Origin of the sequence: Streptomyces anandii JCM 4720 (genome assembly GCF_014650655.1) — a bacterium.
GTDB lineage: Bacteria > Actinomycetota > Actinomycetes > Streptomycetales > Streptomycetaceae > Streptomyces > Streptomyces anandii.
The window spans coordinates 1-8,556 of record NZ_BMVJ01000035.1 but is presented as its reverse complement, the minus strand read 5'-3'; the positions used below and the strand labels follow the sequence as shown (position 1 = coordinate 8,556).

10 protein-coding genes, 1 pseudogene and 1 riboswitch are annotated in these 8,556 nt (G+C 70.1%); all 11 genes and pseudogenes read right to left on the bottom strand.

Features of this window, described 5'->3' with window-relative positions; genetic code table 11:
* Positions 1 to 612, bottom strand: a 612-nt coding sequence (locus tag IE249_RS39375) for an ABC transporter permease subunit (protein ID WP_229859874.1), incomplete at its 3' end; no start/stop codon positions are given.
* A gap of 325 nt (positions 613 to 937) precedes the next feature.
* A riboswitch (SAM riboswitch) is annotated at positions 938 to 1,046 on the bottom strand.
* A gap of 65 nt (positions 1,047 to 1,111) precedes the next feature.
* A complete protein-coding gene (locus IE249_RS33655) occupies positions 1,112 to 1,975 on the bottom strand; it encodes a glutathione S-transferase C-terminal domain-containing protein (protein WP_189711025.1) in 864 nt (287 codons plus the stop codon).
* Positions 1,976 to 2,103: 128 nt separating this feature from the next.
* On the bottom strand, positions 2,104 to 2,214 hold the full coding sequence (locus tag IE249_RS40225) for a putative leader peptide (protein WP_373304528.1): 111 nt from the start codon (positions 2,212 to 2,214) through the stop codon (positions 2,104 to 2,106).
* A gap of 274 nt (positions 2,215 to 2,488) precedes the next feature.
* On the bottom strand, positions 2,489 to 2,977 hold the full coding sequence (locus IE249_RS33650; protein ID WP_189711023.1) for a 4Fe-4S dicluster domain-containing protein: 489 nt from the start codon (positions 2,975 to 2,977) through the stop codon (positions 2,489 to 2,491).
* A complete protein-coding gene (locus tag IE249_RS39370; protein ID WP_229859870.1) occupies positions 2,974 to 3,618 on the bottom strand; it encodes an FAD-dependent oxidoreductase in 645 nt (214 codons plus the stop codon). The genes IE249_RS33650 and IE249_RS39370 overlap by 4 nt, the downstream gene beginning before the upstream one ends.
* Positions 3,522 to 4,571 (bottom strand): FAD-dependent oxidoreductase, encoded by a 1,050-nt coding sequence (locus IE249_RS33645; protein WP_229859867.1) that lies wholly within the window; start codon positions 4,569 to 4,571, stop codon positions 3,522 to 3,524. The genes IE249_RS39370 and IE249_RS33645 overlap by 97 nt, the downstream gene beginning before the upstream one ends.
* A gap of 27 nt (positions 4,572 to 4,598) precedes the next feature.
* Positions 4,599 to 4,766 carry a hypothetical protein gene (locus IE249_RS33640; protein ID WP_189711021.1) on the bottom strand — a complete coding sequence of 56 codons (168 nt, stop codon included), beginning with the start codon at positions 4,764 to 4,766 and terminating at the stop codon, positions 4,599 to 4,601.
* Positions 4,763 to 5,311: an ABC transporter ATP-binding protein gene (locus IE249_RS33635; RefSeq protein WP_229859866.1), complete on the bottom strand. Its 549-nt coding sequence runs from the start codon at positions 5,309 to 5,311 to the stop codon at positions 4,763 to 4,765. The genes IE249_RS33640 and IE249_RS33635 overlap by 4 nt, the downstream gene beginning before the upstream one ends.
* A 124-nt stretch (positions 5,312 to 5,435) precedes the next feature.
* Positions 5,436 to 6,757 (bottom strand): annotated as a pseudogene (locus IE249_RS33630) (LLM class flavin-dependent oxidoreductase).
* Positions 6,754 to 7,812: an aliphatic sulfonate ABC transporter substrate-binding protein gene (locus tag IE249_RS33625; RefSeq protein WP_189711017.1), complete on the bottom strand. Its 1,059-nt coding sequence runs from the start codon at positions 7,810 to 7,812 to the stop codon at positions 6,754 to 6,756. Before IE249_RS33625 ends, IE249_RS33630 begins: the two are co-directional and overlap by 4 nt.
* Positions 7,813 to 7,856: 44 nt before the next feature.
* Positions 7,857 to 8,556, bottom strand: a 700-nt coding sequence (locus tag IE249_RS33620; RefSeq protein WP_373304527.1) for an ABC transporter ATP-binding protein, incomplete at its 5' end; no start/stop codon positions are given.

Here is an 8,556-nt window from a genome sequence, read left to right as displayed (position 1 = left end):
GCCGAGCGCTGCGGCCGCCTCGTGTTGGCCCTGGTCGACGGAGAGGATGCCCCCGCGTACGACCTCGGCCGCGTAGGCGGCCTCGTTGAGGCTGAGGCCGATCACGGCGACGACCATGTCGGTGGCGAGCTTCGACTCGTCGAAGGAGAAGAAGGCCGGGCCGAAGGGAATGCCGACGCTCAACGTCTTGTACAGGGCACTGAAGTTGTAGAGGAAGATCAGTACCACGATCAGCGGGATGGAGCGCAGCGCCCAAACGTAGGTCCAGCTGACCGCGCGCAGCACGGGGCTCCTCGACAGCCGGGCCAGGGCGAGCACCATGCCGCCGATCAGGCCGAGCACCGCGCTGTAGGCGGTGGCTTCGAGGGTGATCAGCAGGCCGTCGAGGATGGTGGGGCGCAGGAACCAGTAGCCCCAGCGGTCCCACTGGTAGAAGGGGTTGGAGACCAGTCCGTGCACGAACTGGGCGACCAGGACGAGGACGACCGCGGTGGCGATCCAGCGTCCGGGGCGCCGCAGCGGCAGAACTCGCTGGGCAGTGAGGGCTTTCGATGGTTCGTCGGCGGTCGGCGCCTCGGGGAGGGTGACGGTGGCGCCAGGGGGTTCACTCATGGTGGGCTCCGGCTGGGTGGGAACACCCCCGGAAGCACGGCGGCATGCGGAAGCGCACACGACGGTGAGGTACCGGGGGCGGGGAGGACAACGGCACACCGCAGGGGCGGTGTTCGTCAGGGAGTGCGGGGGCTGCGGGGAGGTGTTAGCCCCGACAGCGGGCACAGCCCGGTGCGGTACACAGTGCGCTGTTCACGCGGAGCAGATCGACGGCGCGATCGGCGACGAGAGGGTTCGGGTACGGCTGTACGCAGCCCTGGGAGCGGCGCGTGGCCGTCCTGGGAGCTGCGTACATGGCGTCACCATCACTGTTCCGGCCCGGTGGGCCTCGCGCTTACCGAAACATCTTCGGTCCGGTCGTCACCTGGGGCACCCCACCGCGGCGCGAGGGTTGCCGGTCAGCAAGCCAGGGCTTGTCGCTGACACTCATGACCGTTCTGGGCCGTAGTTAAAACAACTGCCCGAACGAATGTCAACGCCAGTCCACCAGGTGGAACGGCTAACGGGCCGCGTGTACTGCCCAGTCCAGGATCTGGACGGCTGCTCCGGCGGCCTCCAGGCCCTGGCAGCGGGCGTGGTGGCGGCGTTCGATGCCGTCGAGGTCGAGGTGGCCGCCGAAGGCAGGGTGGGCGGCGAGCCGGCGGGCGTAGGCCCACAGGGTCGGGTGGTCGGCGATGCGTTGGACGGCTGAGGCGTCGAGGTGGTTGCGGTGGACGGTGTCGAGCTGGACCAGGGCGACCCACAACTCGACGTCGGCGGCGGTGATTTCGTCGCGGATCAGGTACGTGCGTCCTCCGAGCCAGCGTTCCAGGGCCCCAAGCGTTTCGAGCAGCATGCCAAGTGCCCTGTCAAGTTCCACCGGCGCGCCACCGACTGATCCGGCGCGCTGTGCGGCCTGTTCGATGCCCTGAGCGCACATCCGCTCGACCGCCTCGATCTCCGACTCCGCGCCGCACGGGTAGAGCGAGGGGCGGTCGCCGCCAAACCGGCGGTCGAGGTCGCGCATGATGTCCGGGGCGTGGGTGCTGACGATCCGCCCGGACCAGTCGTCGCTGAGCACCGGCGCGATGGCCGGACCGGGGTACCGGTGGGCGCTGGCCTCGTACAACGGACGCAGGACGGAGTGGCCGCCCTCGGGGCAGTCGGGGACCGCGGGCAGGTAGGTCGCCGGACAGACGGTGTCCAGGCCGAGCAGGCTGTGGGCGACGGCGATGCGCAGGCCGCCGGGACATGCGGTCGACAGATGGAGGCGGTAGCGGCCCGGAACGGCGTAGTGGCCGCTGCGCGCGTCCCGGCCGATCCGGCCCCGGAAGGCGGGCGCGGGTCGGTCGGCGGCGTGGGCGGCCAGCGGTGTGACAGTCATGACTCTCCCCGGGAGCGGGCGCGGACGTAGGCGCGGCGGAAGCGACGTCGGGTGAGGGAGCGGAGCTCTCCCGTACGCACCGGACGGCACGACGCCCGAGGGCGTCTCCGGTGCGGGATGGGCGCGGCTCAGCCCTGCGGGTTGATAGCGCTGCAGACACGCAGCAGATCGATGTGACGGCGGGAGGTCAGAAGAGGCGAACGGCTCACTCGGACGGTGGCCGACTCCAAGCGCCTCATAAATTTCCCTACCTATTCACTAGGATTCCCTCAGTGAGTGTCGATCCGACCGCGAACCACGTCAAGAGGGGCGTCCCGCATCGCGGACGCCCCGATGGACGGCGGCCCTCCTCGACACGTTCACCACACGTTTCCCACTGCAACCGTCGGGACGCGGCGACGGTGTCGAGTCGGCGTGGATGACGTGCCGACGAGCTGCGTGCTCACCGCAGAAGGCCCAGACGAAAGGGCCCGCAGACTCTCGCCCGCGAAGACTCCTCGCACCGTCGGGACATCATCGGGACGACAGGTTGTGAACCTGCGATCCCCTGTCCCCGGTTGCGGAGCATCTGAGCGACGTGCGACAAGTCGTTCTTCGGGGTCGGTGTCCGGCGTCCTCGGCCTTGTACAGGAGTCTGGGCATGGATCCTGCGACGATCCAGGCCCTGGTCAGTCCGGACACTCCGGTCCGACCGCGGCGCGGGCGCCGAGCGTCCTTCCCCTGCCCCCAGCCGAGCTCACGCCGGTATCCGCCGAGCAGACCGGAGTCCGCGAGCTCTGTCACATCACGGAAGCGCGAGCCGGGAGCGACCGCGGTCACCAGTGGGGCGACGAACAGCGCGTCGGTCGGGCAGTACGCCTCGCACTGGAAGCAGGTCTGGCAGCTGTCCTGGCGTGCGATCACCGGAATGCCGTCGGTGCCGCGGTCGAAGACGCGCATCGGGCACACCTCGATGCACCGGTCGCAGGCGATGCAGCGATCCGGGTCGACGATCTCGATCATGCGGCTCGGCCTCCGCTCGCGACCAGTTGCCGCTGCTCCGACTCCGGGCGGCTCCAGACCTCGTCCAGCCCACCGGTGAGCAGCCGGTGGTGCTGGGTCGGGTCCTGCGCCGGCCGGTGGGCCCGCTTGTGCATACCGCGCGACTCGGTACGCTGCAGCGCCGCGTGGTACCTCCAGCGGCCGTGGGCCACCATCGCGGCCGCTTCCCTGGCCCGGAACAGCGCCTCGCCGCTCGCCCCGAGCCCTTCACGGACCGCGGACCACGTCTCGTGCAGCGAACGCAGCGCCGACTCCAGACGGTCCGCGTGTCGCAGGTAGTTGCGGTCGTACGGCAGGACCTCGCGTTGTACGGCGGTGACGACCTCGCGGTGGCCGACGTTCACCGCGCCGGTGGGGCGCAGGTCCTCCGTCCCCACTGGGCGCACGGCGCGGCCCGGACGGCCGCGCCCGGCGGCGAACTTGGCGGCTCCCCGGCCCGCCCAGCTGCCCGAGGACGCCGCCCAGGCGGCGTTGTGGCTGCCGCCGCCGGTGAACCCGCCGCAGATCAGCTCACGGGTCGCGGTGTCGCCGGCCGCGTACAGACCGGGGACGTCGGTGGAGCAGTCGTGGCCGCTGATGCGGACACCGCCGGTCCCGCGCACCGCGCCCTCGGCGAGCAGGGTGATCTCGAACAGGTCGGTGAAGGGGTCGATGCCAGCCGGTCGAAGACCAGGAAGGTGTTCGGCTGGCCCTTGCGCATCGCCAGCTGCTCGTCCGGCGTGGCCTTGTCGAAGCGGGCGTAGACCGGCTCCGTGAGCAGGGCCCTCGCGATCACCGACCGGCCGCGGGTGCTGCCCGCGCCGTCGAGGACCGAGCCGTCGGCGCGGTAGAAGGTCGCCCATGAGTAGTAGGCAGTCTTGGTCAGCGACGTGCCCTTCGGGACGATGGCGTAGGCGTTGGAGAACTCCATCCCGGACAGCCGCGCCCCCGCCTCGACGGCCAGCAGCGCGCCGTCCCCGGTGTTGACGTCGCAGCCGAGCGTCTTGGACTGGAACGCGCATCCCCCGGCGGCGAGTACCACCGCCCCGGCCTCGATGCGGACGGTCTCACCGGTCGTACGGTCCAGCGCCCGCGCCCCCGAGACGACTCCGTCGGCGTCGGTCAAAAGCTCCAGCGCCGGGGTGTGGTCGAGGATGCGGACACCCAGCCGCTGTACCCGGGTGCGCTGGCGCCGCATGTACTCCGGCCCTTGCAGGTCGCCGCGCAGTTGACGGCCGTCGGCGGGGAACGGGTAGCGCTGGATGCGTGCCAGTTCGTCCATGCGCGCGTGGGTCTCGTCGAGGACGCGCGCCATCCAGTCCCGGTCGGCGAGGAATCCGCCGAGTGCCTCCCGGCTCGCCGTGGCGGCCTCGCGCAGTTCGGGGACGTCGTCCACGTACCAGATACCGGTGCCGACGGAGGCGGTCGCTCCGCTCGCGCCCGTGTATCCCTTGTCAGCCAGGACGACGTCGGCGCCCGCCTGAGCGGTCTTGATCGCGGCCCAGGTGCCCGCTGGACCGCCGCCGATCACCAACACATCAGTGGACAGAGCCTGTTCGGGCTCGGTGCTCGTCATGGCGTGGCGTTCCTTCCTGTACGGGGTTCAGGGGTTGAGGCGGCCGGTGGCGAACATCGCGGCCGACCAGGCCGTCAGCGGCGCTGCCAGACCCCAGACCACGGCAAGGGCCCAGCCGGCACTGACGTCGCCCTGGCCGAGGAACCCGATCCGTTCGACCTGGATCAGCCAGAAAACGGGGTCGAGGTGGCTCACGTAGTTCCAGAACGGCGGCAGTTGATGAACCGAGTAGAAGACGCTCCCGAGGAAGCCCAGCGGCAGAGTTCGACGTCGACGCCGGCTGTCGGCTCGTCGGGGGTGAGCAGGCAGGGGCGGTGCATGAGGGACCGCGCGAGGACGAGGCGCCGTTGCATGCCGCCGGAGAGTTCGTAGGCGCGTACGCCGGCCCTGTCGTCGAGGCGGAACAGGGCGAGCAGTTTGTCCGCGCGCCGGGCGGCCGCCTTCCGGCCGGTGCCGCGATATCCCGCGTGGTAGACCAGGATCTGCCGGATGGACAGGAACCGGTCGACATTGATCTCCTGCGCGGCCAGACCCAGCAGTCTGCGGGCCTCACGGCTGCGGTGGTCGTGCCCGAAGACGGAGAGGCTGCCGGCGCTGGGGCGCACGATGTTGCACACCGAGCCGATGAGAGTGGTCTTCCCGGCGCCGTTCGGGCCGAGCAGCCCGAAGAACGCGCCGTCCGGTATCTCCAGGTCGAGCCCGGCCACCGCGGTGAAGCCGTCCCCGTACGTCTTGCCCACGCCCTCGACCCGCAGCGCGGGCGGACTCCCGCCGCTCCGGGAAGTGGAAGCGGCGGGAGTCGGGAGCGGGCCAGCCACGGGAAGCGGGCCAGCCACGGGAAGCGGATCAGGCCCGGAAAGCGGGTCAGCCATGGAACTGGTTCGCGGGCACCGGGAGCCCGTAGTGCTCGCGCAGGGTCGTGCCTTCGTACTCCTCGCGGAACAACCCCTTGCCGCGCAGGATCGGCAGTACGTGCTCGACGAAGGCCGCCAGACCCGACGGCAGCGCGGGGGCCATGATGTTGAACCCGTCTGCCGCACCGCCCTCGAACCAGGCGATGATCGTGTCCGCCACCTGCTCGGGTGTGCCCACGAACTCGAAGTGGCCGCGTCCGCCCCCGAGCCGGGAGATGATATGCCGGACCGTGAGCTTCTCGCGCACCGCGAGATCGGTGATCAGGTCGGAACGGCTCTGCGAACCCTCCAGCTTCGGCCTCGCGAGGATGAACTCCGGCAACAGCTGGTCGAGTTCGAAGGCCGATGGCTCGGTCTCGAACACGGCGGCCAGCTGACGCAGCCCGTACTCCGGGACGCGCAGCTCGTCGAACTGCCGCGCAAGCGCCCGGGCCTCCTCCTCGGTCGAGCCGATGTACGGGACGATGCCGGCAGGACGATGACGCCGTCCGGGTCGCGCCCCGCGGCCCTGGTCCGTGCCTTGATGTCGGCGTAGAAGCCGGCCGCACGCTCGTATGTCGTGTGCGCGGTGAAGGTCGCCTCGGCGTGGCGGGCCGCGAAGTCCTTGCCGCCCTCCGAGGAACCGGCCTGGACGAGCAGCGGGTAGCCCTGCGGCGGACGCTCGACGTTGAGCGGGCCGGCCACCTTGAAGTACCTGCCCTGGTGGCCGAGCCGGTGCAAGCGTGCGGGGTCGGCGTAGCGTCCGGCGGCCTTGCCCTCGACGACTGCCTCGGACTCCCAGCTATCCCACAGCGCCTTGGCGACAGGAACTCGTCAGCGCGGGCGTAGCGCTCGGCGTGGCCGGGGCGGTCGTCGAGGCCGAAGTGGGCCGCCTCGTCCGCGCCCGCCGAGGTGACTATGTTCCAGCCGGCCCCGCCGCCGCTGACGTGGTCGACGGACGCGAGCCGCCGGGCGAGGTTGTAGGGCTCGTTGTACGTCGAGGACACGGTCGCGATGAGGCCGATCCTGCTGGTCGCCTGGGACAGCGCGGTGAGCAGGGTCAGCGGCTCCAGCTGGCCCGGGGGCCGGAACTCGCCGCGCCGATGAGGGCCGGGCCGTCCGCGAGGAACAGGGAGTCGAACTTGGCGCTCTCGGCGAGCTGTGCCAGCTCGATCCAGTGCCGCAGGTCGAAGTCCGCCCGGGATTGCTGCGCGGGAGCCGCCACGCCGCCTCGTGGTGGCCCGCTTCCATGAGGAAGGCGTTGAGGTGGAGCCGCCGCCGTCCCGCGCTCATGAGGTCACCTTCAGCTTCGAGCTGTCGTAACCGGCTGGGAGGAGGTTGTCGACGATCGACGGGACGTCGACCTTCTTGGTGATCTGCCCCGCCTCCAGGAAGGCGTCGGCGAGCTTCTGTTCCAGTTCGATGTCCGCCTGCTCCACCGGAGTCACCCTGTTCGAGTAGGCGGCCAGAGACGCCTTGGCGTCGGCCAGCGGGATGCCCTGCTCCTTCGACAGCGCCTGCGCGTATTTGTCGGGGTTCTTGACCGCCCAGGCGAACTCCCGCGACAGCCTCTTCAGGACGTCCGTCAGAGCCACACGCTTGGTCTTGTCTTTCAGCGAAGTGTCGCTCGCGACGTAGTAACTGCTCGTCTGGTCGATCGGCGGGAGGCCCTTCACCAGGATCCGCGCGCCGTTCTTGACCGCGATCGCCGACTGCGGGTTCCAGATCGACCAGGCGTCCACGTTGCCGGTGTTGAACGCCGTCGCACCGGCCGCCGGGTCGAGGAAGACCAGCTTCACGTCCTTGGGGGTAAGGCCGACGCTTTTCAGCGCGTTCAGGGCCAGACCGTGGGCCGAACTGCCCTGCGGGACAGCGATCTTCTTGCCCTTGAGGTCGGCGGCCGTCTTCAGCTTCGAGCCCTTCGGCACGATGATGTTCTCCACCGCCTGGTCGGGCGTGAGGGAGCGGTTGACGGCGACGACCTTGAAGCCGTACTCCTTCGCTGCGCCGGTGATCGGCGGTACGTCGCCGACGCTGCCCAGGTCGATGTCGCCCGAGGCGGCGGCCTGCACGAGCGGCGGGCGGTAGGTGAAGCGGGCGAACTTCACCTTGTAGGGCGCGTTGTCGAACACGCCGGTGACCTTCGCCAGTTCCTGGCTGCCGTCACCGCCGTTGTCGCCGATGGTGAAGGTGTACTTGCTCCACTCGGGGTGCTTGGCGTTACTCGCATCGACGGCGTTGCTCAGCGGCGCGGAGGTGTCCGACGACGATCCTCCGCAGGCGACGAGGGTACTCGCCAGAGCGAGCGAGCCGACGGCGCCGATGAGTCTCGTGGTTCTCTTTCGCATGGGTTGTCGTGCTTTCTGTGCTGAGGTGAGGGTGTGGGACGAGGTCAGTGCTGGCCGACCAGGCCGAGGTCTTCCAGGAGCCGGGCGCGCAGTTCCTCGCGTGCGACGCTCGCCTCACGGTCGGCGGCGGTGCGGTGCACCTCGTGCGAGGTGCCGATGCGGCCGTTACTCATGACGACGATGCGGTCCGCCATGGCGATCGCCTCGTCGACGTCATGGGTGACGAGCAGCATGGCCGCCTGATGCTTGGTCCGCAGCGCGCGTACGAGGTCGTGCATGCGCAGCCGGGTGATGGCGTCGAGAGCCGCGAACGGCTCGTCGAGCAGCACGAGTTCGGGCTCGGAGACCAGCGCTCGAGCCAGCGACACCCGTTGGGCCTCGCCGCCGGAGAGCTCCTTGGGCCATGCCTTCTCGCAGCCCGCGAGGCCGACCTCGGCGAGCACGTCGCGGGCCCGCTGCGCCGCGTCGGGTCCGTGCAGGCCGAGCGTGACGTTGCGCAGGACCCGTTGCCACGGCAGCAGCCGGTTGGCCTGGAAGACGATCGCCCGCCGGGCCGGGACCTCCACACTCCCGCCGTCGGGCCGGTCCAGTCCGGCGAGCAGCCGCAGCAGGGTGCTCTTGCCGCAGCCCGACGGGCCTAGAAGGATCACCAACTCCTCTTCGCCGACTTCAGGCCCTGCAGTTCCATGGGCTTGATCCCGCAGAAGCCCAACTGTTGATCGGAGCCGTGACGCCGGACAACCC

Coding starts and splice junctions, on each gene's coding strand:
- IE249_RS33655 (WP_189711025.1), bottom strand. CDS start 1,975: ATGACTGTCACACCGCTGGCCGCCCACGCCGCCGACCGACCCGCGCCC.
- IE249_RS40225 (WP_373304528.1), bottom strand. CDS start 2,214: ATGAGGCGCTTGGAGTCGGCCACCGTCCGAGTGAGCCGTTCGCCTCTT.
- IE249_RS33650 (WP_189711023.1), bottom strand. CDS start 2,977: ATGATCGAGATCGTCGACCCGGATCGCTGCATCGCCTGCGACCGGTGC.
- IE249_RS33645 (WP_229859867.1), bottom strand. CDS start 4,571: ATGACGAGCACCGAGCCCGAACAGGCTCTGTCCACTGATGTGTTGGTG.
- IE249_RS33625 (WP_189711017.1), bottom strand. CDS start 7,812: ATGCGAAAGAGAACCACGAGACTCATCGGCGCCGTCGGCTCGCTCGCT.